Origin of the sequence: uncultured Brachyspira sp., assembly GCF_910578695.1 — a bacterium.
In the GTDB taxonomy this organism is placed as follows: domain Bacteria; phylum Spirochaetota; class Brachyspiria; order Brachyspirales; family Brachyspiraceae; genus Brachyspira.
Window position 1 is genome coordinate 1 of the sequence record NZ_CAJTQJ010000039.1, and the last position, 24,590, is coordinate 24,590.

Consider the following 24,590-nt stretch of genomic DNA (forward strand, 5'->3'; position numbering starts at 1 on the left):
TTTTGGTATTCCATTAAATTTACGCAAATGTCTTTTTGTTTGATTCCAAAAATTCTCAATACCATTAATATGATTTTTTCTTCAGCAAATTTTTCATCGTGATTAATCCTAAAATGTTGCAGAAGGCTCAGATACATCTAAAATATTATAACTACGATAAGAATCAGTATTTTTATTTCAAATATAGTATTTACTATTTAAAATAATAAGTTATACTATTTGCATTCTATTTAAGAAATAAATAGCGAGGTTCATAAGTATGCTAAAAAATAATAAAGAATATGCTAAAAGTAATAGTTTGATATTAAAATTTTTATTACCATATACGGCTATATTATTTGTAATTTGTACAGCAATATGCTTTTTGTATTTTCCGCAGTATAAAAATAGATTCATAAATGCAAATAAGTATAATGCATCTAATATATCATATAAAATAGAAAACAGCATATCTTCTATATACGGAAAAGCAAATATGTTTTTTTCATATTTAGAAAAAGAAACAGATAAAGATAAATTGCTGGATATATTCAGCAATATAATAAAAAATGAACCTGATATTATAAATATATTCTATACTGATACTATACCATATAAAGACGGAGGAAGCGTATTAAATGTCGTTGGGCAATTACCTAATGATTATGATCAAACAGAAAAAGAATGGTATAAAAAAGCTGTACAATCAAGAGAAATAGTAATATCCGAGCCTTATATAGATCAATTTCTCAATTTGCTTGCAGTAACATATTCAAAAGCTATATATATTGACGGAGTGCTGCATAGCGTAGTATGTATTTATGCAGATTTCTCTAAAATAATATCAAATTCTTTGGAAGACGCTAAAAAATATAATTATAATTTAAGCATAATAAATAAAGACGGATTATATTTATTTAATGAAAATAATAATTCTATTTTAAAAGAAAATGCATTCAATAAAAAAGAACTATCTGATCATAAAAACAATATTATTAATAATAATAGTTATGAATGGATAGATAAAAAATTCTCATATTTGTCATTAAAAATTCCAAACACTGATTGGCATTTAATTGCAGAAGTATCAAATAAGGAATTAGATTCTTCTTTACTAAAACTATTTATACTTATTGCAGCAGTATTTATAATATTATCTGCCATAGAAGCTGTGCTGGTAATATTAATAGCAACTCCGATACAAAACACATTATACAATACTATAGAAATAATAAATTCAATGTCTAAAGGCAATTTTAATACTAAATTTAATGAAAAAGAATTAAATAAAAAAGATCAGACAGGAGATGTAATAAGGGCACTTAATGAAATGCAGAACAAACTCGGAGATATTATACATACTATGAAAAATGATATAAACGGAATAAATAACTCTGTTAATATTATCACAAACGGAAATATAGATTTATCCGACAGAGCCAATTCTCAGGTGAGTTCATTGGAGCAATTGACAAGCTCTATAGAATTTGTATTTTCATCATTAAAAGAAACTGCTGAAAATGCAGGAAATGCAAAAAATATGAGTGAAAATGTATCTAATGCCACTAGAAACGGAGTAAATGCAATAAATGCGACATCAGAAAATATGACTCAAATATCAGAAGCAAGTAAAAAAATATCAGATATTACAAAGATAATAGAATCAATAGCTTTTCAAACTAATATACTAGCATTAAATGCCTCAGTAGAAGCAGCACGTGCAGGAGATCAGGGAAAAGGCTTTGCAGTAGTGGCAAGCGAAGTTAGAAACCTAGCAATTAATGTTGGAAATGCTGCAAAAGATATAACAGCAATAGCAAATGAAACAGTAGAAAAAATAAAAAACGGAAGTGCTTCTGTTGTAGCTTCATCATATATACTTAGTCAAATAGAAAATTCTGTTAATGATGTGCTTACTTTACTTACAGAAATATCAAGTGCCATAATAGAAGAAGAAAATAGCGTATCTGAAATTAATACTGCTGTAATAGCGATAAATAAAATCACTCAGGATACTTCAAAAATAGCAAATGACGGAGCTGATGCAAGCAGAGATGTTCTTGATAAATCTAATAATATAGTTAAGCAAGTTTCTTATTTTAACTTTAATTAATTTCTGATTATTATTAATATAAGATTATTGATTTTTTAATTTTTATAGAATAATAATATTAAATAAATTTCAAGTATAATTTAATATTTTTAATTAACTTTTATTTTTAATTTTTTTATTACAGTAAAAAAATTTTGACAATTTTTTTAGTATCAGTATAATCATACTATGAGAAAGAAAAAAAATAAACTGAATGAAAATATAGAAGAATTATATAAAAAATCTGTAATAAGAAAATGCAAAATAGAAGAAGATATTAAAGAAAATACAAGATTAGATAAATATATGGGAGACAGATTTTCTTATTATTCAAGAAATAAATGGCAGGATTTGATAGGACAAGGTTTAGTTCTTTTAAATAATGAAAAAATAAAATATACAAGAACAGTAAAAAAGGGAGATGAAATAGCTTATCATATAATAGGAATGAAAGAGCCTGATGTAAATAAAGATGTTTCTATAATATATGATGACGGAGATTTAATTATAGCAAATAAACCTGCCGACTTACCAGTTATACCTTCAGGAAAATACTATCATAATACGCTTCATACTATAGTAAAAAATATGCTAGGCTGCAATATAAATATGCTCAATAGAATAGACAGAGAAACAAGCGGCTGCATAGTTCTTTCAAGAAGCAGTAAAACAGCCTCAAATTTCTGTGCTATGCTTGCAGGAAGAAATATAATAAAAAGAAATATAATAAATACAACAGAAAGAAATATAAATGAAAAGCAGTATAAAAAAAACTCAATAAAAAAAACTTATATTGCTGTAGTAGAAAATGCATCTAATATAGAAGATAATTTTATCGTAGAAGGCTATATGCTTGAAAGCGGACATAAATATTATAGAAGATTTCAAACACTTCATAAAGAAAATATAGAAAGCTCTAAATATTCAAAAACAGCTTTCAAAACTATAAAGAAAATAGATGATTATGCTATTGTTATGGCTAGGATATATACAGGAAGAATGCATCAGATTAGAGTTCATTTATATTCCAAAGGATTATTTATGCTGGGAGATAAGATATATGGTAAATACGGACCTAAAGTGTTTGATGATTTTATAGAAAAAGGCATTATACCAGAAAATTTTTTTCCTAGACAGGCTTTGCATGCATACAGTCTTGAATTTAATCACCCAATCACTAATGAAAAGATAAAAGTAAAAGCTCCATTACCCAAAGATTTAAAAGAACTCATAAAAAAAATAAAGAATAATTCAAAAAACAAGTAACATAATATATAAATTATATATTAACTTAAAATAAAAGCGGCAAAATAAATAAAAATACTGCCGCTTTATTTATGATTTAATTATATTGCGAACCTTTTCATTATAATATCAATATTTCTTAAATAGTATGCATAATCAAAGCAGTCATCAATTTCCTTAGAGCTTAAATATTTTGTTATATCTTCATCTTTATGTACATTATCTTTAAAATCTTCATTATTAAGCCATCTTTTCATTGCATTTCTTTGAACCCATCTGTAAGCATTATCTCTGTCAATACCTTTATTAACTAAACTTATAAGTATTCTCTGACTGAATATTAAACCGCCCGTCTTTTCAATATTAGCTTTCATAGCTTCAGGATATATTAAAAGTTTATCTACTATATCTATAAATTTATTAACAGCATAATCAACTGCAATTGTAGAATCTGGAAGTATAACTCTCTCTACAGATGAATGACTTATATCTCTTTCATGCCAAAGAGTAATATCTTCCATAGAAGCTAATGCATTTCCCCTTACAATTCTTGCTAAACCTGATATTCTTTCGCAGGTTATAGGATTTCTTTTATGAGGCATAGCTGATGAGCCTTTTTGCTTTTCGCTGAAATATTCTTCTGCTTCTCTGATATCTGTTCTTTGAAGATTTCTAATCTCAGTAGCGAATTTCTCTAATGAGCTTGCCACTATTGCCAAAGTTGTAAGATACTGTGCATGTCTGTCCCTTTGTATTATTTGAGTGGAAACTCTGTCCGCTTCTATTTCCAATTTTTTACAAACGATTTCTTCTATTCTAGGATCAATATTGCTGTAAGTACCAACTGCCCCTGAAAGTTTGCCTACAGAAACCTGCTTTTTAGCCTCCTCTACCCTTTTGATATTTCTTTCATTTTCATCATACCATAATATGAATTTCAAACCCAATGTCATAGGCTCTGCATGTATGCCATGTGTTCTTCCTATACAAGGAGTATATTTATGCTCTTTTGCCCTTCTTAATAAAACCTCTGATAATCTTTTCAAATCATCTAATATTATTTCTGCAGATTTTTTCATCATCACAGCCAATGCAGTATCTTTTACATCGCTTGAGGTTAATCCTTTATGTATATACTGTCCGCCCTCGCCTACATTCTCCTGAACAGCAGTTACAAATGATATTATATCATGATTAGTTTCTTTCTCTATTTCTGCAATTCTCTCTACTGTAAAAGATGCTTTTTCTTTAATATTTTTTACAGCCTCCTCTGGAATCTCACCTATTTCAGCCATAGCCTCGCATGCAGCAATCTCAACATCAAGCATTACCTGAAATTCATTTTGCAAGCTCCAAAGTTCGCCCATTTCTTTTCTAGTATATCTTTTTATCATAAATTATTATCCTTTTATAATATATAAAATCATTATAGATAGAATTATAATTTATTTCAATTATTTTTTGAAAAGTTCTAATATGCATAATCTAATAAAGTTATTAATGCGATATAATATAAATCAATATAAAAAAAACTATTTTTATATTTTAGATATTACTCTTATATTTTCACCATAAGACCATATATCATTATTATTTTTATAGTCAGTAAATGATAAGCTTGGAAAAGTAAATGTTTTTAAAGCAAAAATAGAAAAAGAAAAGAAATTATTTATATTTGGAAAACTTCCTTCTAATATATTTGCTCTTAATTTTTCATTATTTACAGAAACTTTATAATTGCTGTAATTACATTCTATAATATCAAAATCAGATTCTTTTATAAACTTTATTAAATTATCTTTATTAAAATTAATGATATGCTCTGTAGATAAATACCTCATAAGCATTTCATAACTGCATTGATTAGCCATAGGAGAATTAGGAACTTCTATATAAAGATGCCCGCCACATTTAAGCATATCTTTTATTTTATACAATATTTTTGAAGCTTCTTTAAAATGCTCTATAACATGCGAAAGTATTATAATATCATATTTATTATCACTTTCTAAAAAATTAGATTCAAGATTAATATCATACTTTTTTTTAGCATAATATCTAGCATTATCATTAAGCTCATAACCATAAACATCGCTGCCGTTTTTTTTGAAAATACTTAATAACAAACCGTCAAAAGCACCAATTTCGCATACCTTTTTATTTCTGCAGTCTATATATTTTTTTATAAAGCTGAATTGAGAAATACTTCTGGCATAACGCATTTTGCTTTTTGCTGCTTCAAATATTTTATTTTTTATATTATTATGATATTCATTTTTATATAAAAAATAAATTTCTTCATCAGAAGGCAATTCTATAAAATACAAAAGACAATCATTGCATTGATAAACTTTTTTATCATTCTGCCATATATTTTTTATGATTCCTATTTCTGTATAATTACTGCTTTTGCAAACTTCGCATATCATATACTAAATTATTCAAAAGAAAGTTCAATACCGCATTTAGGACATTTAGTCATATCTTCAGTTATACTTGAACCGCAATTAGGACATTCATAAACTTCTATCTCTTCAACAATATCTTCTGAAGTAGTTTCATATTCATCTCCTGAAGTTTCTACTACTTCAACAACTTCTTTCATTACAGACATCAGATTATCAGCTGTTTCTTTTTCTAAATTAGTTTTTTCTATAATATCTTCAACAGACATATTATATAATTCTTCTATGGAATTAATATTATTATCTATAAGAGTTTTAATAACAGCTTCATCAATACCCTCTAAAGAATATAAATTACTTTCAAATACTTCAGCCGTTTCTGCTTCCTCATTAGGATATTCAATTTCTTCAGTATTTTCAGAAAAGATTTGATTAAGAGGAACTATATCTTTCAATAATTCAGGATTTTCTTTAATATCAGATTCCGTTTTTATATCAAAATAATATCCAGTAAGCTTAGAAGCAAGTTTAACATTATAGCCGCTTTTTCCTAAAGCAAGAGAAAGCTGTTCATCTGGTATAATAATCATAGCCTCTTTCTTTTCGGCATCGGTAATAATAATTCTAATAGGCTTTGCAGGAGTTATAGCCTCTGCAATATATTCTCTAATATCTTTTGACCATTTTACAACATCTATTTTTTCACCTTCTATCTCTTTGATTATAGACTGTATGCGTATACCCTTCTGACCAATACATGCACCTATAGGGTCAACTTCAGGTTTATTTGATACCACAGCAACTTTTATTTTTAAACCGGGCTGTCTTACCACATTCTTAATTTCTATAGTACCGTCAGCAATTTCAGGTATTTCTAATTCAAATAATTTTTTTATAAAATCAGGCTTAGTCCTAGTAAGTAATATTTTAGTAGGAATATCTTTATTAGTTTTTTCATCTTTACCGCCCTCAACCTTATATATATAGGCTCTTATTCTATCGCCTGCTGTATAATGCTCGCGAGGAGATTGATCATTCTTCTTCAATTCGCCTTCTGTCTTTCCTAAATTTACATAAATAGTTCCTCTATGCTCTCTTTGGAAATATCCATTCACAAGCTGATTTTCTCTTCTTTTAAACTCTTTAAATATGATATATTTTTCAATCTCAGAAATCTTTTGAAAAAAAGCAGTTCTTGCTACAGTACTTTCTATTCTTCCGAATGCCTCCACCTGATCAACTAATATTAAAACTTCATCTCCCAAATTAATATCCTGATCCAATTTCTTAGCTTCTTCTAAAGATATCTCTTTATTTTTATCATTAACTTCTTCTACAACATTAGATGCTTTATATACAGTAGGATTATTTTTATTATCAAAATGTATATGAAAATTTATATCTTGACCATATTTCTTTTTTAAAGCCAAAATCATAGTAGATTCTATAACTTCTTTTAAAAGTTCTACACTAATATCCTTTTCATCGGATAGCTGCTGTAAATAAGTTCCAACATTTTCAAACATTTTGATTACTCCTTTTTATTTTTTATAAATCATATAGATAATCTTGATTTTATAATATCGCTTTTTAATATTTTAATATTTTTTTCATCAATAATATTATTCTCATCAAAAACAGTTATAATAATATAATCATCTTTAGCCTCTTTCAATACTGCAGAAACTGTAATAAATTTCTCTCCGTCTTTATATTTTATTTTTATAGGCATATCTTCAAATAATTCATACCTATCATTAAATTTCCATCTAAATCCTGCAGAAGAAACCGTAATAATATAATCTCCCTCATCATAACCATTAGATTTGATGCTTTTTTGTATTAATCTTGTAGTCTCTATGCAATGGCTATGAGATACACTTTCTTTCTTTCTAAAAATTACGGCATAAACTTTCTTATTATCAGAAATACATCTCACTTTCAAATCAAGCAGATATATACCGTTTTTTTCTAAAATAGATTTTATTTCATTAAATAATAAAGCTTCATCTATTATATTATTATTTTTTATATTATTATATTTATTTAATTTATTTTTTAGCTTCTTTTTTTTAGGCTCTCTGCCGTATTCTTTTTGTTTTTGAGGTCTGCTTTTATTATTCATACAAATCTGTTTTATAATATTTTCCTAATATATAAAAAAAAGAGTGTCGGCTTCTTCTATAATATAAAAACCAACGCCCTTCATTACAAATATTTTCGGAAGTACCTTAATTCTATACTACTAATAATTTTTGTCAAGTACTTTAATAAAATTTATTATTATGTTAATTTAATATAATTGACTTTTATAATTTTTCATATATTATTGCAAAACATATTTTTTGATTGGCAGAGTGATGATTTTCTATATTTTAACTATTATATTTTTTTTATATGTAATATCTATAGCAGTAAAGATGCTGCTTGAAAACAGACCCCCTTACTCATTCATAGCTTGGCTCACGGTTTTGGTGTTCTTACCTTATATAGGAGTAGTATTTTATATATTTTTAGGAATAGATTGGAAAAAATCAAAAAAGAAAATTTCTGCTAAACTGCCTGAAGATATGATAAAAAAATATTTTTCATCTCTATTAAAAGAACAAATAAATATACTTGATAATATGCAGGGTAATTACAGCAGTAATGTAAAATTAGTTAAGCTTGCCATAAAAAGCGGATATTCTCCTATAACAGTTCAAAATGAAGTTTATGTATTCGATGAAGGGCAGGAACTTTTTGATGCTGTAATTCAAGATTTAAAACTAGCAGAAAAGACTATACATATGGAATATTTTATTTGGAGAAGCGATAAATTAGGAAATAAAATAAAAAATGTACTGATAAAAAAGGCAAATGAAGGAGTAGAAATAAGACTTATTTTTGACGGGCTTGGATCATTAAATAGAATAAGTAAAAAATATAGAAAAGAATTAAAAGAAAATGGAATAAAATTTTTATACTACCATGATCCTTTTTCAATATTATGGACTAGATTTGTAAATTATAGAAATCATAGAAAAATAGTTGTAATAGACGGTATTGTATCATATATGGGAGGTATGAATCTAGGGCAGGAATATATAGACGGAGGAAAAAATTTTAATTCTTGGAAAGATGTTCATATGAGAATAGTAGGAGATGCATGCAATCTCATACAAAATGTTTTCGTCTGCGATTGGTATAATGCAGGAGGAAGAGATTTAGAGGTTTTCAATATTAATGAAAATAAATACAGACATTTGAGAAAAATTAAATATGCAGATAAAGAATTAGATGAAGAAAAAGTTTCTATTATAAGAAAAGATCTGTTTCCAAAATCAAATACAGATAAATTTCTTCCCGTTCAGATTATAACATCAGGAGCAGATTCCAAATGGGACAGCATACAAAAAGTTTATACCAAAATGATAGAAGAAGCAAAGGAAAGCATTTATATAGAAAGTCCTTATTTTGTACCTGATGAAGGATTTTTAAGTACTTTAGAAAATGCAGCTTTATCAGAAGTAGATGTGCATTTGATGATAACAGGAAATCCTGATAAATTAATTGCTTGGTGGGTTGCTCAGACTTACTTTGAAACTTTACTTAAAGCAGGCGTTAATATTTATCTTTATCAAAAAGGTTTTCTTCATAGTAAATTCTGCGTCATTGACGGCAGAATAGTATCATGCGGAACTTGCAATATGGATATAAGAAGTTTCTATCTGCATTATGAAATGAATGCTATTATATATGATATTGATACATCAAAAAAATTTGAAGATATATTCAAAAAAGATATGCTTAATTCTCATAAAATAACTGCTGAAGAATATTCTAAACAGCCTGTGCTGGTAAGACTTAGAAATTCAGCTTGCAGAATAATAGCTCCCGTTTTATAATAATTAAAATATTTATAAGGTAATATTATGATGAAAAAAGTAAAAATTTCAGAATTAGATAATCAAGCCATTTTCGATTTAGGAATTGAAAAAGAAAGTTTAATACTATTTATTGATGATATTGGAATATCAAAAGAAAATATATCAGTACTTAATGAACTTTTAAGAACAAGAGAAGATTTCTTTTTAAATATATCTTCAGAAAAAAATGAAAGCAGTAAAAATAATATAAGCGGAAATGATTTGCTTATAGCTTTACCTGATATTAGAAACCTTATATATCATGCTTCTCTTAAACATCCGTTAAAAGATATCAGCATATTTTCAAGACTTATAAATTTAAGAAGCCTTCATCTATACGGAGATTTGCCAAAGGATATGGAATTAAAGCCTCTTGATAATATAGAAAATTTAGAAAGCGTTTATATAGAAAACGGGCTTACATTAAAGCAAGATGTTTATTTATCTATGAGAAGTACAATAAAAGAAATAGGTGCAGGAATATTTAGAATGGAATCTTTTGATAAGAATCCTAATCTAAAAAAAATAGCCGTTCTTAAAGGAGTTTCTCATGAAGAAGAAATTCCTAAAAAACTTCCTGAACTAGAAGAACTATATATAGAAAAAGGAAAAAATATTAGATCATTTAATTTTATTTCAGAAATGAAAACTCTTAAAACATTAGAACTAAATGATATACCTACTTTAAAAGAGATGCCTGATTTAAGTAATTTAGAAAATCTTACAAAAGTTATTTTAATTAATTTAAGAAGTCTTGAGAATATGGATTCAGTATTAAATCATACAAGAATAAGAACTTTAATATTAGAAAATATAAAATGCTTTAATATAGATATGCTTTCAAAGGAAACGGCTCCAAGACTAAAATATGTATCTGTTATCAGTGATGATAAAAATTGGGATAAAAAAATAAAAAAATTATTAGAAGAAAAGGGATACAAAGACTATAATGAAAATTAATTTATATATAAAAATTTATAAGTAAAAATTTTATATACAATAAAAATTATAAAAAATCAAAAATATAATAATTTGATTTTAAAAGCTAGCAGAAAAACAAAAAAGAATGAGCCTGATTATTCAAGCCCATTCTAAAAATAATTTTAATATTATAAAGTTTTACAATTTGAAATAACTTACAATATCTATTAATTTTTGTGCTTCGCTGCTTAATGTTACGCTTGCTTCTTTTGTCTGTTCTACCAAGCTGGCATTTTCCTGAGTACCTGCATCCATTTTTATTACTGCCTGATTAACCTGATAAACTCCGCTTTGCTGTTCTAATGCTGTTGTAGAAATATCTTTCATTATGCTTGCTGTATTTTCTATTTTATCTTTAATATCGGCAAATATTTCCTGAGATTTTCTAGCTTCTTCTGCTGCTACCTTTATTTTATCATCAGAATCTGATATTAAAGAAGTAATGTCTTTTACAGAAGTTTGGGTATTCTGTGCAAGAGTTCTAACCTCAGATGCCACAACAGAAAATCCTCTGCCCTGCTCCCCTGCTCTTGCAGCTTCAACTGATGCATTTAATGCTAATATATTAGTTTGAAAAGCTATATCTTCTATCAATTTTGTTATATTAGTAATTTTTCGGCTTGATTCAAAAACATCTTCCATACTTTTTGTAGTGCTGTCTATTATAAAACCAGCTTCTTCTACAGATTTTTTTGAATCATTCATCATATTATTGCCTATTACAGATTGTTCAGCAGATTTTTTTATAGAAGATGCCATTTGCTCCATAGAACTAGCAGTTTGCTCCAATGATGAAGACTGAGACTGAGTTCTTAAAGATAAATCATTATTGCAGCTTTCTAACTCTTTTGAAATTAATTCTATATTATTAGAAGAATCTATTATATTGCTTGCTATATGTTTTAGCTTTTCTATAGTATTATTAAATCCATTAGCTATAATTCCAAATTCATGATTTTGATATTTTATGCTTAAAAATTTAGAAGGTGCAGATACAGTTAAATCTCCATTTCCAAGTTTATTCAAATCTATAGCTATTCTTGATAAAATACTAGATATATTTTTATTAACATATAAAATGACAATTAATGATGTTATAAGAAGGAGTAATATACTTAATATAATAGTTATTATTATAAGAGTATTTCTATCTGAATAAAATTCGCTGTCAAGCATAGTAACGCACATTATCCAATTAATATTATCAAGTCTTGAAAAAGCCATAACTTTCTCTCCGTCATCTTCATAATGCAAAACTCCCTTTCTCTGTGAAGCAGCAGCAGATAATGCATTTTTAGAGCCCATTGATACAGTATTAATTTTAGAAATATCTCTATGTGCAACTCTCTTACCCTCTTCATCTACAACATAAATATTTCCTGTTTTACCTATAGTAATCTCAGAAAAATATTTTTTAGCAAAATTATTCCACTTCAATTCTGCAGCTAATATTCCTACAGGCTCGCCGTTATTATCAAATACTCCAGACAATAAAGTAATAACATATTCATTATTAATCAAAGATATTTCTATCTCATCATCTATAGAATATCTGTATCCGCTGTCTATTAAACGCTGCCATAATCTTCTATGAGAAATATCGCTTTCTAAAGCATTTTGATTATTATAAGTACTTTTTATAAGTCTGCCATTTAAATCAAACAGAGAAAAAGAAGAAAAATGCATTTCTAATTCTACTAATAACTCATCAAGCTCATTTTCAGCAATAGTTAAATTATGTTCATTAGGCTCTTTGAAATAATCTAAAAATTCTGATTCTTTTGCTATTATAGAAGTTAAATCTATCTGATCATTTAACCATACAGAAACTAAATCTCTGTATCCGTCAGCTGTTTCTGAAAAACCTCTTAAAGCTGTTCTTTCTATAAATGCAGCAGAAGTAGATATTATTACTATCATAAGAATAATAAGCATCACAGCTATAGATAATATAATAGTAAAAGGCATTTTAAATTTTAAAGTTTGTGTAAATTTCATAAAATACCCCCCGTATATAACTCAATTATTATAATTATATAATATAAAAAATATTTAAAAAAGTCAATATTTTGTAAATATTTTTTGCTAAAAAATAAATAAAAATATTGATTTTTTACATTAAAATTGAATATTTTTAAATTATGTAAACTATTTTTAGTTTATATTATTATCTTTGACAAAATTAATATAATTATATATCATATAGCATATAAAAGTATAAGGATTTGATATGTATAATATAAGCCAGTTAAAAAAACTATTAAAAGAAAATGGTATGGATCAAAAATTCTCTTTAATATACGGAGGAGATAAAAAAAGCATATTAGAGGCATATAATAGATTAGATGATACGATAAAACATTTTGAAAGCATAGAAAAAACAGAAGAAGTGTATTTATTTAGTGCTTCAGGAAGAACAGAGCTTTCTGGAAATCATACAGATCATAATAACGGATATGTATTAACTGCATCTATAAATTTAGATAAGCTTGCAGCAGTTTCAAAAAGAGATGATAAAAAAATAATAGTTTATACTGATTATTCTAATAATCCTGACATTATAGATATTGATGATTTAAATATAAATAAAAATGAATATGGAAAATCCAGTGCTTTGGTAAGAGGTGTTTGTGCTGCAATAAAAAATAAAGGCGGCAATATAGGAGGATGCACAGTAAGTTTAAATAATAAAGTACTTATAGGAAGCGGATTAAGCAGCTCTGCAAGTTTTGAATCTTTAATAGGAGAGATACAGAATGCTTTATATAATGATGATAAGATAAGCAAAGCTGATATAGCAAAAATAGGACAATATGCTGAAAATATATATTTTGGAAAGCCTTGCGGACTTATGGATCAGATGGGATGTTCTATAGGAGGAATTATATCTATAGACCTTGAAAATAATGATAATCCTATAATAGAAAAAGTAGAATATGATTTTGAAAGCAATGGTTATGCTCTTATGATAGTAGATGTAAAAGGAGATCATAGCGGACTTACAAATGAATATGCAGCAATAAGAGAAGAGATGAATGCTATTGCAAAGTATTTTGGAAAAAAAGTATGCAGAGAAATAAATAAACAGGAATTAATAGAAAATGCTTCAAAACTAAGAACAGAAATAGGAGACAGGGCAGTAATGAGGGCTTATCACTTTTTAGAGGAAAATGAAAGGGTAATTAATCAAATAAAAGCTCTTAAAAATAATGATATAAGCACATATATAAAACTTATGAATGAATCAGGACTTTCAAGTTTTATGTATTTACAAAACTGCTATTCTATTACAAGTTCAAAAAATATGGGTATAGCTTTAGGATTAACTTTGACAAAAGATTTTCTTAAAGGAGAAGGTGCATGCCGAGTACATGGAGGAGGATTTGCGGGCACTATACAGGCTTTGATGCCTATAAATACCGTAGAAGAGTATAAAAAATATATGGATTCAATATTCGGAGAAGGAAGTACTGTAAAAATAAGAGTAAGACAATCGCCTGTTTGTGAAATATAAGATTATAATAATAAAAAGCTATTATGCCTTTTGTTAATATTTAATGATATAAATTTTAATCTTTCCAAGGTAATATGTTTTTAAGCCAGCCTCTTTCATTCCAATAATTAAAATCATTCTCGGTAAAATTCTTCTTTTTATGTAAAGATTTAGCTATCTTAAAAAATGCTTTTGTTTTCATAGAAGGCTTAACTTTACCATATTCCCTTTTTATTTTTTCTGCTGCTAAATCAATTTGTTTAGTAATATAAGATTTTATATCATCTTTAACATTATTCCAATTTATTTCTTTTATAGCAAACCCTAACTTATATGTTTTTGCTATTCCCCAAAAGAAAGTACTGTCTGCCATATCTTTATTTGTGCTTTTCATACCTCCGCCTGCAGCAGTACAAATGCATACAGCCTGTTTTTTAAACATAGATTTTTCAGGTCTATGAACCATCCATCTATAGCCGTAATGATCCAAAAAAGCTTTCATAGCACCTGTTGCATGAAATACATATACAGGACTTGACAATATTATTATATCAGCATTATCCATAGCTTCAGTAATAGGCTTAAGCTTTTCATAATGAGGACATAATGTTTCGGATTTCAAAAAACAATTATTACAGCCTGTGCAAAAATTATTAAAATCTCTAGGGAGAAAAAACTCTGTAACCTCTCCGCCCAATCTGTCATAAAGCATTTTTGCTGCATTATATGTAGAACCTTTATGATTTTGTCCATGTATAACAGTTATTTTCATTTATATATTATACCTATTATATATTATGCCTATTATATAAGCTATTAATCTTTTTTTACTTCTCTAGGAAAATCATATTCTTCTAAAGGCAGTATTTTAGGAGCTTTTTCTGATATATCTCTAAGTTCTTTAGAATAAAAATACTCTGTACCAGAAATCTTTTTAGATATATATTTTCTAAGACTTGAAATATAAATTGTAACTCCTGGAAAGAAACCTTCCATAGAAGTTATGCTGCTATGAGATAATTTTTCAAACTCTGCACTCATTTCATCTCTTTTAGATTCTAACTGAGCTGTTTCCTTTACAAGATTTGTAATTCTTTTTAATATATCTTTTATTCCCTCTCTTTTACTTACAGGTATTCTTTCTATAAACTGCTTAGGATTTTTAAAATATTCTGTACCTAAAAGAGATTTAATCTTACTTATTTCTTCTTTATTAGCCTTAATTGTAGTAACAATATTTTTGAACTCAGCATCAGCCTTAGCATCTCTTCCAACTGTAATAGTAGTTTTTGTTTCACTCATAGAACCGGCACTTTTAGACCAAACTCCATTTAAAGCTTTAACATTACCTCCAATAATAACGCCTTTGCCTTCTAATACTATGATTCTGTCATTACAGGCTATTTCTGAGTTAACAAGCTGCTGAGATAATACATCTCCATTACATATTACATTAGCATTTCTTATAAATAAAGAATACATTTTACCATTAACATTTATGGTACTGTCAGGACCTCCTATTATTCCTCCTGAAACTATTAAATTTCCTGCACATTCTATATATGCATCCTCTATACTTCCATGTACATATATATCGCCTTCAGTTTTTATAGTAAATCCGGGAGCAACATTATCTCTAATAATAAGAGAGCCATTAACATATATATTTCCAGTAGATAAGTCTACTTTATCTATTTCAGCTACAGTACTTACAGACAATGTATTATTATGATTGCTTAATATTCCTCTAATGCCGCTTCTAATAGTAATTCCGTCATCATCAACTTTAATATTTTTACCCAATTTATAGCAAGGATCATCATCATGATGTGCCTCCATAATAACATCATATATATCAAGCCCGTCCATAGAAGGTTTTTCTTCCATAAAATGTGCTATTTTTATGCCTGCTTCTATATTATGAATGAATCCTCTCTCTTTAAAATCCATAGACCCTGTTTCTGATTCCTTACCTGTATCTATATCAAAATCATAATCAAGTATAATCTTCTGAACATTGCCATCTATAGGCTTTCTTCCCTCTACAAATACACACATAACACCTTCATCATACTTGAGATTATGTTCAACAAGCTCAGTTATTTTATCATAATTAACCATTAATTTTATAGGTATTTCAGATATTATAGCCTGTATTTCCTCAAGTACAAGCTGTTTTTTCTGATGTTTTTGAGGAGGAAGAACCATTACTCCCCTCCATTTATCCCCAACATTAATAACAGGTATAATAGAAACTGATTTCAATTCATCATAAAATACATATCCGTATACTGTACTTTTATATACACCTGTCATCTTATCAAATTTTACATTCTTGCCTGCTTTTACTCCTTCCCTTTTTGAGATTGATTTTAATACCTCATCTCCGGGACGCACATAGTTTTTTAAAAGCTCCTCGTATAAAGCCTGATTATTGCTATCAACATCCACAATTTGATCATATACTTCTCTTGTATTTATAGAATTATCATAAGAAAACTCATAATTATTAGGATCGATTGATAATGTTGGTTTTATAATTTCTTTAGCCATATATTCTCCTTAAAAAATGACTTTATACTATTACTTCTGCTTTTTTACACTTTTACTTTCTGCATAGGAAAAGCATAACATCCCCTATATTAAATAATTTAACATATTTATCAAAAAAGCATTTAATTATTTTATTAGTTTTTTTTTCTATAGGTATAGAACCCCAAGAAAAATTACTTATTATATTAAATCCTATATTTTTCATATAATTTGATAATGTCAGTTTGGAAAACAACCATAAATGCTGAGGCATAACAGCTCTCCAAGAATTACCGTATTTTTTGGCAAACATACCGTCAGCATTAGGAGTTGTAATTGCTAAATAGCCCCCTTTAGCTAATATTCTATAAATCTCTTTTAAAGTATCTGCAGGATTCGGTACATGTTCTATAACATGAGAAAAATGTATAAATGAGAAATAATCATTTTCAAACCCTACATCAATAAGAGGTTTTTCATGCACAGCTATATTATAATTCTTTCTAGCATATTCAGCAGATGATGAACATATTTCAATACCTTGAGCATTATAGCCTTTAGTCTTTAAATAGTTTAACATCATACCTGTAGCACAGCCTATATCAAGAACATTTTTATTAGGCAATCTGCTTTCTATTTTTTCAAAACCTATATCTTTCATAGCAAGCTTCATAAGTGCAAAAAAATTTTCCTGATTAGCTACCTCATATTCAAAATAATTATCGCTGTATATATCATCTATTTCCTCCTGACTTAAAATAGGATACTGATATATAAGCCCGCAATTTAAACATTTATTGTAGCTCACCAAATCAGTTTTTATATAAATATCTGATTCGGTACTGCCGCAAAACTCACATTCCTTGTTTTCCACTATACAACTCTCCAATATTATGTTCGGAAAAAAAGATAGTTTCTTTAATTATCACACAAATATATTTTATTACTTATACAAATATATTTTACTGCATTTGAGTTTTTTTATTATTAACTGTTAATATTATTTCGCTGTTTAATCCTACAACTTCATCTGCAGCAGGAATTTGCGATAATACTATATCATTCTCATACATATTATCATTTATGTAAACTTTCGGAAGCAGCTTTACATTTGTCATAGCAGTCAAAATCTCATTACTGATTATAGAAACAGCATCTTCATATTTCAAACCTGTAATATCAGGCATTTTAGTAAGAGATTGTTCAGCTACATTAACAACCAAATATACCGTTCTTCCTCTTTTAACTTTAACACCGCCTTTAGGCTCCTGACCTACAATAGTGCCTAATGGATAATTATCAAAATAATGCGTCTGCACATTAAGATTCATACCCTCTTTCTCAAGTAAATTAAATGCCTGAAATATTTCCATACCTTGTACATCAGGAAGTACAAAAGATTTACCGCCAGATTTTACAACTACAAAAACTATTATAGAGACTGCAAATATCTGCAAAATAAAAAGAAAAACAGCAAAAAGCATCAGTCTTTTAAACACCAAAAAAGATTTAGCATCACTTATTATACCATCAGGAATAATGAAGTTAATAAATTTCTTTATCTTTAACAAAACTTTATTAAATATTTCTTTTATATTATTCATAACTATGCAATTAACTCCAATTTTAATTAAAATATTCTCCAATAGATAATTTATTTCCGCATAAAAACTCTTTTACAGTTTGTCTTTTTTTACCCTCTCTCTGAAGTTCTTTAATTATATATATGCCGTTCAATGCCTGTATATATATACCATCATTATTGATATCAGCTATTTTTCCAAAATCATTATTATTGCCGTTTATAATATATTCACTATTAAAAACTTTTATAGAAATATTTTTGTAAAAACAATAAGCTGTGGGCCATCTCACAAAAGCTCTTGTCATATTATGTAAACTAACGGCGTCTTTTAAAAAATCAATCCTGCCGTCTTCTTTTTTAATCTTACTGCAGTAAGTTGCCGATGCTGCGTTTTGCTTAACTATATTGGATATATATTTATCAGTATCTTTAAAAAACTCTTTTAATATAAAAACGCCGCTTTCTTTTATTTTATCATACAAATCATAAAATTGCCAATTCTTATCTATATTAAATTCATTCTGAAGTATAATATCTCCCTCATCTAATTTAAAATCCATCTTTTGCAATGTAGCTCCGCTTTTTTCAAAGCCATAAAGTAAAGCATGCTCTACAGGGCTGGCACCCCTAAGAATAGGCAGAAGAGAACCGTGAATATTAAGAGGCATAATTTTAGGGATAGATAATGTTCTTTTATTTAATATTTTTCCATAAGCTACTACTATTAAAAAATCAGGAGAAATATTAAGTAAAGTATCATAAAAATCATCTTTATTTATACTTTCAGGCTGAAAAAGATTTAGATTTTTTTCTAAAGCAATTTCAGATACTGGGGAATTGATAATATTGCCTTTTCTGTCTTTTTTAGTATCTATAGGAGCTATTACTCCGCTTAAATTGACATTATCTAATTCCATTAATTGCAAGATACAATCTCTAGTAAAATCAGTTGAACCAGCTACAATAACATTATACATAACAAAATGTATTATATATTTTTATTGTTAAAAGTCAAATATAATAAAGCATTATTCTTCATCTATTATATCTATGCCTTTAATATCGTATAAGAATTGTAAAAATAAATCAAATATTATAGGGTCTATTGCTATCTTATCTTCTGTAAACATTTTTTTCATAAATAATGCTGCTTCCTGAGTATTTTTATTTCTGCTGCCTTGCATAAAAGTCAAAGTATCATATATATCTACAACTTCAAACATTTTAGCAGGAAAATATGCAAAGCATTCAGCATTTACTATATCATCTGTTTCAAATGACATTAAAAAATCAGCTTTATGTTTAGGATCATTAATTTTCTTATCAAAAAAATTTTTCATCATTCCATTGCCGTATCCATAGCATTCATGATGAAGTCCTGCTATTAAAGAAGCTTCATCTTTCTGCCCCAAAACATATTTAAGAAAATAATAAGCTTTTGATGTATGAAAGTCTTTAAAATCTCCGTCTTTAATAAAATCATCTGTAGGAATGAAATCTGTCATATTAAGCATAGCAAGATCATGATAAAAAGCACCTATAGCATAACTTAATATCTCAGAAGCAGTAAATTTTCTTATGCCGAGTTTATAAATATTTTCTAATTTTTCTATTCCCTTTACAAGATTAAATCTATTTAAAACTATTTTATATTTATCTAAATATATATTTTTATAATCCTGCCTTAACTTATTACCCAATCCTTTATTAAATATATTATTATAATAATACAAAAACTCTATCATAAGTATGCATACTCTATTACTATGACTCAATATATTGCTGTCATCAAGCATATCCATAGAATCAAAAATATCACGGAAGAAATATTCTTTTTCTAAATATGTTACTATAGAACTCATCATACTAACAATCATAGCTTCAGTTTCTGTATTTTTAACATTCATTTGACTAGATGAGCTTTTAATATATTTTAAATGCCTTATAAAGTCTAATCTTCCTATAATGCCCATACCTGTTAATAAACGCTCTATATTCAAAGCTATTTCAGAAGTAACTTTATTGGCTTTAGATTCTAATTTTAATTGATCTAAATTAGGCTTTAATAAATATAATCTATTATTTGTTTTTTCTTTTACTATCTTTTCAAGAAGCAAATCATTAGCTGATTTTAATTTCTCATTTTGTGCTGCACAATTTTTATAAATATGATAGAAATATTCAAACTCACTGTATTTATTATAATCAGAACCCTCTACTACATTGCTGCTGTTAGTTTGAGGATTATTTAAATTAAAAAATTTACTGGAAAATGATGATATATAGTATTTGGCATCTTTAAGAAAAATATTATCTTTCTGTTCTAAAAGAATATTAACGGCACTGCCCGGCACAATAATACTTATTCCATTAGGATTAACGCAGGTAAGTTCTATATTCTCCTTAACCATCATTTCTTTCATTTCTAAAATCTTATCAAAATTAATCTCATAATATTTATTCATTGCATTAAACATAATTTCTTTTCCTAACTTTTATAATAAAAATAATTAATTTTCCATCTCCTGTAAAATTTCATCTATATGCTTAAGCTGTCTGTCAGCTGTTTTATTATAATCAATTTCGCCTAATGCTATTTTGTATGCCTTATCAATAAGATTATCCATTTCAAGTTTGGCTTTATTTTTCATAACATTTGATGCAAGTTCTTTGGTAATAGCCCATCTTTCTTTAGCTAAATTATAAAAAAATACAGCATATTCAAAACTTTTCTTTATATCCTCATCAAATTGAGAATTATAAAAATAGTAATTCTTTTTATCATAAAGTCCTGCAAGATAAATATAATTCTGCGTTATGAGATAATTAAACTGCATGTGCATAAGATCTTTATATCTGGTATAAGCTTCTTCAGTTTCTATAATAGTTAAAGCTCTATTAACGAAATCAAAAGGAGCATTCAAAGCCCGTTCAAGATAATCTACATTTCTTAAAAGATCATATTCGCCGTAATAGGACGGTAATGCATAAAGCCTGTAATAATCCTCCGCATAAACTATATAACCATAATCTTTTTTTTCTGCTATAGTAGATTCTTTCATACCTATTTTAGGATATAGATTAAGAGTTAATATAAAAATCAATAATAATATTATCTTTTTCATAATTTATACTTATAATTAAAATACTGCTATTATTAACGGTATAAATAGTATAATACTTTATTAAGAAAATAAAACAATATTTTTTGATAAAAATATTTGTCAATTTAATAATTAGTTTATATATTCTATATTCCAGCTTGCAATATTATTTGTTATATATTCAAATATGCTGTCTAATCCCAATTTTTCTATTACAAAAATATCAGGCATATTATTCTTTAACATTTTAATATTAAAGTCTTCACTATGGCAAAATTCAGATTTTTGAAACTCTGATGCTATATAATCTGTCATAGCAATAGCATAAGAATCTCTTACTATAAATAATTTTTTATCATAGCTGTAATTTGATGAAATGCTGGTAAATGTAGCCCAATTATTTATATCAATAACTTCATATTTTTTGTCTGCATAATTTGATATTGCAAAAAAATAGTCTTCATTGAATATTCTGAATTTGCTTAATCCCAAACCTTTTGCTACATCATTGAATCGTCCGTAATATTGTTTATTATCAGGTATATAAAATTTTAATATATCTAAATCATCTATATTTTTATATTCAAATGATAATATATCCATTAAACTAGAAAATCCTAAATATCCTCCTAAGTTATTCCAATGAAAATCATATTTATAATATAATTGATATTTATTTTTATATTTCAGCAGTTCCTCTTTTAGATAGATAATATTAATGTCTGTATTATTTTTTATAAACTCTAACAATTTTAATGCATAAAAATCGTCATCAACTTTTGTATTATCATATCTTATATAGTATTCAGGATAAATATCTTCTTTTTTAGGACATATTAAAAATACAAATTCTATATTTATTTTTTTCAATTCATCATTAAATTTTAATAATATATCTTTAGCATTAATCATATCTTCATCTGAAATAATAAAATTAGTATATGTTTTTCTAGAAAAGAATAACCAATTGTCTTTTCCAAGCAGTCTGCCTTTAGAAAGAATATTTTTGAATATAATAATATCAGTATAATTTTTTAACTTACTAAATTCATTTTTAAAAGGCAGATAATCATTGAAATATGCTTCATACTCTTTAGGATAATTAAAAAAATTAGAGTTAATATTAGGATACTCAGCAAAAACTCTGTTCTCATAATTTTCATTATCAAAATATTTATAAAAACAAATATATATTATTCTAGGCAATATTAAAAAACATAAAAAAATAGATATAATATAAATATATCTTTTATTTATGCCTGTAAAATATTTCAAATATAATTTCTCAATATTAGAAACTAATAATATTGCTGTAAATATAAAAAATATTATAAAGCAGTTAATAATTTTAGATTTTATTTTTAGAATATACTCAATTCCCTCAAGTTTCTCCCCCTCAATTATTTCATCAGAAACTAAAAAACCAAAAGGACTGCCGAACTCATCATTCATCTTTATCTCTTTTATAAACTTAGGAAAACTATTAGTATTTAAATAAACTCCGTAAATATCGCTGTTTCTAAAAACTTTATCATAATAACGAACTTTAAAACTATAAACATAATTATTAGAATATGAAGCATCCTCATTAAAAGAGGATATCTCTAAATAACCAAGCCTAGACTTAGAACCTAATAAAGATAAAATCATTAAAGAAAGTAAAGATAAAGATAATAAAACTAAATAAATTGTTATTAATATTTTTTTCATAAATTATGCTGCCTTAAAATCTAAAATATATAAATGGATTGTAAGTGCCATTAACTAAATACATAATACAAATGAATAAAAGTATGAATTGAATAATACTCTCTAATATATAAACTCTGCTTGAAAATAATGCCGCTTTTATCTTTGGAAACAAACTCTGAAATAATCCGATAAATAATATGCCAAGTACAAAACAAACCTGCGTCTGAGGATAAAAGAAATATCTAACAGTAAAAATACTTTCCTTAAAAGTAAACATAACTTTGTATAATTCTAAAGCATGATTTAAATCATTCGCCCTAAAGAGTACCCAGCCTAAAACAAAAACTAATATTACATAGATATGATTAATAAATGAAAATTTATTTTTTTCTAATAACTTAAGTAAAAAGATTCGCTCTATTATCAGAAAAAATCCATGCCATAAACCCCAAAGAATAAAATTAAAACTAGCTCCATGCCATAAACCTGTAGCAAAAAAAACAATTAATAGATTCAAATAAGTAAAATATTTCACTTTCCTATTACCGCCTAAGGGTATATATAAATACTCCTTAAACCAAGCGGATAATGATATATGCCAACGCCTCCAAAACTCCTGAATTGATTTTGATATATAAGGATAATTAAAATTTTCTAAAAACTTAAATCCGAACATACTGCCAAGCCCTATAGCCATATCCGAATAGCCTGAAAAATCATAATATATCTGAAGACTATAGAGTATAGCGGCAAGCCACACCAAAATTGTAGAAAGCTCGCTTACAGGCTGTTTTAATATCTCATCGCATGATAAAGCAAACATATTAGATAATATTACCTTTTTTGACAGTCCGTAAATGAACCTTTTGATTCCCCAACTGATATTTTCTAAACTTTCTTTTCTGCATATTATTTGATTTTCTATATCATGATATTTAACAATAGGACCTGCTATTAATTGAGGAAAGAAAGATATATACAAAGCTAAATTAATAATATTTTTCTGTGCTTTATTTATTTTTCTGTAAACATCTATAACATAAGACAAAGCCTGAAAAGTATAAAATGATATGCCTATTGGAAGAATTATATTTTTTAATGCAATTACTTCCTTACCTGATATTAAATTAATTATTGATACAGCAAAATCAGTATATTTAAAATAACCTAATATTAATAAATTAAGAATTATGCAGAAAATTAAATATATTTTCTTCTTTATTATTTTATTATCATTATAAATAGCTTTATCAATTAATAATGCAAATACATAATTAATAATTATAGAAGAAAACATTATTAAAGTATAACTTACTCCTCCCCAAGCATAGAATATAATGCTTGCTGCAAGAAGTAATAGATTTCTAAACTTCTTATCAATTAAATAATACAGACAAAAAACAGCAGGCAGAAAAAGCCATAAAAAAATCATAGAGCTGAATAACATAATAGCCCCATGATTATAATTTTTTTTACTTTTTTATTTATGAAAGAAAATGAGAGATATAGTAAATTAGTTATCTGATTTAATAAAAGAAAGCAAAATGAATTAGCTGCATAAAATAAATAAGCTA

At 26.7% G+C, this 24,590-nt stretch carries 19 protein-coding genes and 1 pseudogene; 5 read left to right on the plus strand and 15 right to left on the minus strand.

Annotated elements, in window-relative coordinates; all coding sequences use genetic code 11:
• Window positions 1-168, minus strand: a pseudogene (locus QZ288_RS09635) (IS1595 family transposase); the annotation flags it as partial.
• Window positions 169-259: 91 nt separating this feature from the next.
• Here QZ288_RS09635 and QZ288_RS09640 point away from each other — a divergent pair.
• Complete coding sequence (locus tag QZ288_RS09640; protein WP_295158282.1) at window positions 260-2,092, plus strand: methyl-accepting chemotaxis protein; 1,833 nt, start codon at window positions 260-262, stop codon at window positions 2,090-2,092.
• 168 nt (window positions 2,093-2,260) lie between these two features.
• Window positions 2,261-3,337 (plus strand): RluA family pseudouridine synthase, encoded by a 1,077-nt coding sequence (locus QZ288_RS09645; RefSeq protein ID WP_295158285.1) that lies wholly within the window; start codon window positions 2,261-2,263, stop codon window positions 3,335-3,337.
• Window positions 3,338-3,417: 80 nt separating this feature from the next.
• Here QZ288_RS09645 and purB read toward each other — a convergent pair whose 3' ends face one another.
• The 4 genes from purB to QZ288_RS09665 form a co-directional block, all read right to left on the minus strand.
• Window positions 3,418-4,710: an adenylosuccinate lyase gene (purB, locus tag QZ288_RS09650; RefSeq protein ID WP_295158288.1), complete on the minus strand. Its 1,293-nt coding sequence runs from the start codon at window positions 4,708-4,710 to the stop codon at window positions 3,418-3,420.
• 144 nt (window positions 4,711-4,854) lie between these two features.
• Window positions 4,855-5,745 (minus strand): class I SAM-dependent methyltransferase, encoded by an 891-nt coding sequence (locus QZ288_RS09655; protein ID WP_295158291.1) that lies wholly within the window; start codon window positions 5,743-5,745, stop codon window positions 4,855-4,857.
• A gap of 8 nt (window positions 5,746-5,753) precedes the next feature.
• Window positions 5,754-7,247, minus strand: a complete 1,494-nt coding sequence (gene nusA / locus QZ288_RS09660; protein ID WP_295158294.1) for a transcription termination factor NusA — start codon at window positions 7,245-7,247, stop codon at window positions 5,754-5,756.
• A gap of 29 nt (window positions 7,248-7,276) precedes the next feature.
• Window positions 7,277-7,846 carry a ribosome assembly cofactor RimP gene (locus QZ288_RS09665; protein ID WP_295158298.1) on the minus strand — a complete coding sequence of 190 codons (570 nt, stop codon included), beginning with the start codon at window positions 7,844-7,846 and terminating at the stop codon, window positions 7,277-7,279.
• A gap of 235 nt (window positions 7,847-8,081) precedes the next feature.
• Here QZ288_RS09665 and QZ288_RS09670 point away from each other — a divergent pair, with 235 nt between their 5' ends.
• Together QZ288_RS09670 and QZ288_RS09675 are read left to right on the plus strand one after the other, a co-directional pair.
• Window positions 8,082-9,608, plus strand: a complete 1,527-nt coding sequence (locus QZ288_RS09670) for a phospholipase D-like domain-containing protein (protein WP_295158301.1) — start codon at window positions 8,082-8,084, stop codon at window positions 9,606-9,608.
• Window positions 9,609-9,635: 27 nt separating this feature from the next.
• Window positions 9,636-10,589: a hypothetical protein gene (locus QZ288_RS09675; protein ID WP_295158304.1), complete on the plus strand. Its 954-nt coding sequence runs from the start codon at window positions 9,636-9,638 to the stop codon at window positions 10,587-10,589.
• A gap of 159 nt (window positions 10,590-10,748) precedes the next feature.
• Here QZ288_RS09675 and QZ288_RS09680 read toward each other — a convergent pair whose 3' ends face one another.
• The gene (locus QZ288_RS09680; protein ID WP_295158306.1) at window positions 10,749-12,608 is read right to left on the minus strand and encodes a methyl-accepting chemotaxis protein; all 1,860 of its coding nucleotides are present in this window, start codon (window positions 12,606-12,608) and stop codon (window positions 10,749-10,751) included.
• A 232-nt stretch (window positions 12,609-12,840) separates the two neighbouring features.
• Here QZ288_RS09680 and QZ288_RS09685 point away from each other — a divergent pair, with 232 nt between their 5' ends.
• Window positions 12,841-14,124, plus strand: coding sequence for a galactokinase family protein (locus QZ288_RS09685; RefSeq protein ID WP_295158309.1), 1,284 nt, complete (start codon window positions 12,841-12,843; stop codon window positions 14,122-14,124).
• 55 nt (window positions 14,125-14,179) lie between these two features.
• On the opposite strand, the gene QZ288_RS09690 is transcribed toward QZ288_RS09685, so the two are convergent.
• From QZ288_RS09690 to QZ288_RS09730, 9 genes are all read right to left on the minus strand, one after another.
• On the minus strand, window positions 14,180-14,875 hold the full coding sequence (locus QZ288_RS09690; protein WP_295158312.1) for an NAD(P)H-dependent oxidoreductase: 696 nt from the start codon (window positions 14,873-14,875) through the stop codon (window positions 14,180-14,182).
• Between the two features lie 44 nt (window positions 14,876-14,919).
• A complete protein-coding gene (locus QZ288_RS09695) occupies window positions 14,920-16,656 on the minus strand; it encodes a FapA family protein (protein ID WP_295158314.1) in 1,737 nt (578 codons plus the stop codon).
• 52 nt (window positions 16,657-16,708) lie between these two features.
• Window positions 16,709-17,509: a class I SAM-dependent methyltransferase gene (locus QZ288_RS09700; RefSeq protein ID WP_295158316.1), complete on the minus strand. Its 801-nt coding sequence runs from the start codon at window positions 17,507-17,509 to the stop codon at window positions 16,709-16,711.
• Window positions 17,510-17,597: 88 nt separating this feature from the next.
• Complete coding sequence (locus tag QZ288_RS09705) at window positions 17,598-18,239, minus strand: PASTA domain-containing protein (RefSeq protein ID WP_295158318.1); 642 nt, start codon at window positions 18,237-18,239, stop codon at window positions 17,598-17,600.
• Window positions 18,240-18,261: 22 nt separating this feature from the next.
• Complete coding sequence (gene fmt, locus QZ288_RS09710; RefSeq protein WP_295158320.1) at window positions 18,262-19,197, minus strand: methionyl-tRNA formyltransferase; 936 nt, start codon at window positions 19,195-19,197, stop codon at window positions 18,262-18,264.
• A gap of 51 nt (window positions 19,198-19,248) precedes the next feature.
• Window positions 19,249-20,697 (minus strand): hypothetical protein, encoded by a 1,449-nt coding sequence (locus tag QZ288_RS09715; protein ID WP_295158322.1) that lies wholly within the window; start codon window positions 20,695-20,697, stop codon window positions 19,249-19,251.
• Window positions 20,698-20,730: 33 nt separating this feature from the next.
• Window positions 20,731-21,345, minus strand: a complete 615-nt coding sequence (locus QZ288_RS09720; protein WP_295158324.1) for a hypothetical protein — start codon at window positions 21,343-21,345, stop codon at window positions 20,731-20,733.
• A gap of 111 nt (window positions 21,346-21,456) precedes the next feature.
• Window positions 21,457-23,034 (minus strand): hypothetical protein, encoded by a 1,578-nt coding sequence (locus QZ288_RS09725; RefSeq protein ID WP_295158325.1) that lies wholly within the window; start codon window positions 23,032-23,034, stop codon window positions 21,457-21,459.
• A gap of 13 nt (window positions 23,035-23,047) precedes the next feature.
• Entirely contained in the window at window positions 23,048-24,463 is a 1,416-nt protein-coding gene (locus tag QZ288_RS09730; RefSeq protein WP_295158327.1) for an MBOAT family O-acyltransferase, read from the minus strand.
• Between the last annotated feature and the right edge of the window lie 127 nt (window positions 24,464-24,590).

Excerpts from the sequence above, each read along its gene's own strand:
- QZ288_RS09640 (WP_295158282.1), top strand. The coding sequence starts at position 260 with ATGCTAAAAAATAATAAAGAATATGCTAAAAGTAATAGTTTGATATTA.
- QZ288_RS09645 (WP_295158285.1), top strand. The coding sequence starts at position 2,261 with ATGAGAAAGAAAAAAAATAAACTGAATGAAAATATAGAAGAATTATAT.
- purB (WP_295158288.1), bottom strand. The coding sequence starts at position 4,710 with ATGATAAAAAGATATACTAGAAAAGAAATGGGCGAACTTTGGAGCTTG.
- QZ288_RS09655 (WP_295158291.1), bottom strand. The coding sequence starts at position 5,745 with ATGATATGCGAAGTTTGCAAAAGCAGTAATTATACAGAAATAGGAATC.
- nusA (WP_295158294.1), bottom strand. The coding sequence starts at position 7,247 with ATGTTTGAAAATGTTGGAACTTATTTACAGCAGCTATCCGATGAAAAG.
- QZ288_RS09665 (WP_295158298.1), bottom strand. The coding sequence starts at position 7,846 with ATGAATAATAAAAGCAGACCTCAAAAACAAAAAGAATACGGCAGAGAG.
- QZ288_RS09670 (WP_295158301.1), top strand. The coding sequence starts at position 8,082 with ATGATTTTCTATATTTTAACTATTATATTTTTTTTATATGTAATATCT.
- QZ288_RS09675 (WP_295158304.1), top strand. The coding sequence starts at position 9,636 with ATGATGAAAAAAGTAAAAATTTCAGAATTAGATAATCAAGCCATTTTC.
- QZ288_RS09680 (WP_295158306.1), bottom strand. The coding sequence starts at position 12,608 with ATGAAATTTACACAAACTTTAAAATTTAAAATGCCTTTTACTATTATA.
- QZ288_RS09685 (WP_295158309.1), top strand. The coding sequence starts at position 12,841 with ATGTATAATATAAGCCAGTTAAAAAAACTATTAAAAGAAAATGGTATG.
- QZ288_RS09690 (WP_295158312.1), bottom strand. The coding sequence starts at position 14,875 with ATGAAAATAACTGTTATACATGGACAAAATCATAAAGGTTCTACATAT.
- QZ288_RS09695 (WP_295158314.1), bottom strand. The coding sequence starts at position 16,656 with ATGGCTAAAGAAATTATAAAACCAACATTATCAATCGATCCTAATAAT.
- QZ288_RS09705 (WP_295158318.1), bottom strand. The coding sequence starts at position 18,239 with ATGAATAATATAAAAGAAATATTTAATAAAGTTTTGTTAAAGATAAAG.
- fmt (WP_295158320.1), bottom strand. The coding sequence starts at position 19,197 with ATGTATAATGTTATTGTAGCTGGTTCAACTGATTTTACTAGAGATTGT.
- QZ288_RS09715 (WP_295158322.1), bottom strand. The coding sequence starts at position 20,697 with ATGTTTAATGCAATGAATAAATATTATGAGATTAATTTTGATAAGATT.
- QZ288_RS09720 (WP_295158324.1), bottom strand. The coding sequence starts at position 21,345 with ATGAAAAAGATAATATTATTATTGATTTTTATATTAACTCTTAATCTA.
- QZ288_RS09725 (WP_295158325.1), bottom strand. The coding sequence starts at position 23,034 with ATGAAAAAAATATTAATAACAATTTATTTAGTTTTATTATCTTTATCT.
- QZ288_RS09730 (WP_295158327.1), bottom strand. The coding sequence starts at position 24,463 with ATGTTATTCAGCTCTATGATTTTTTTATGGCTTTTTCTGCCTGCTGTT.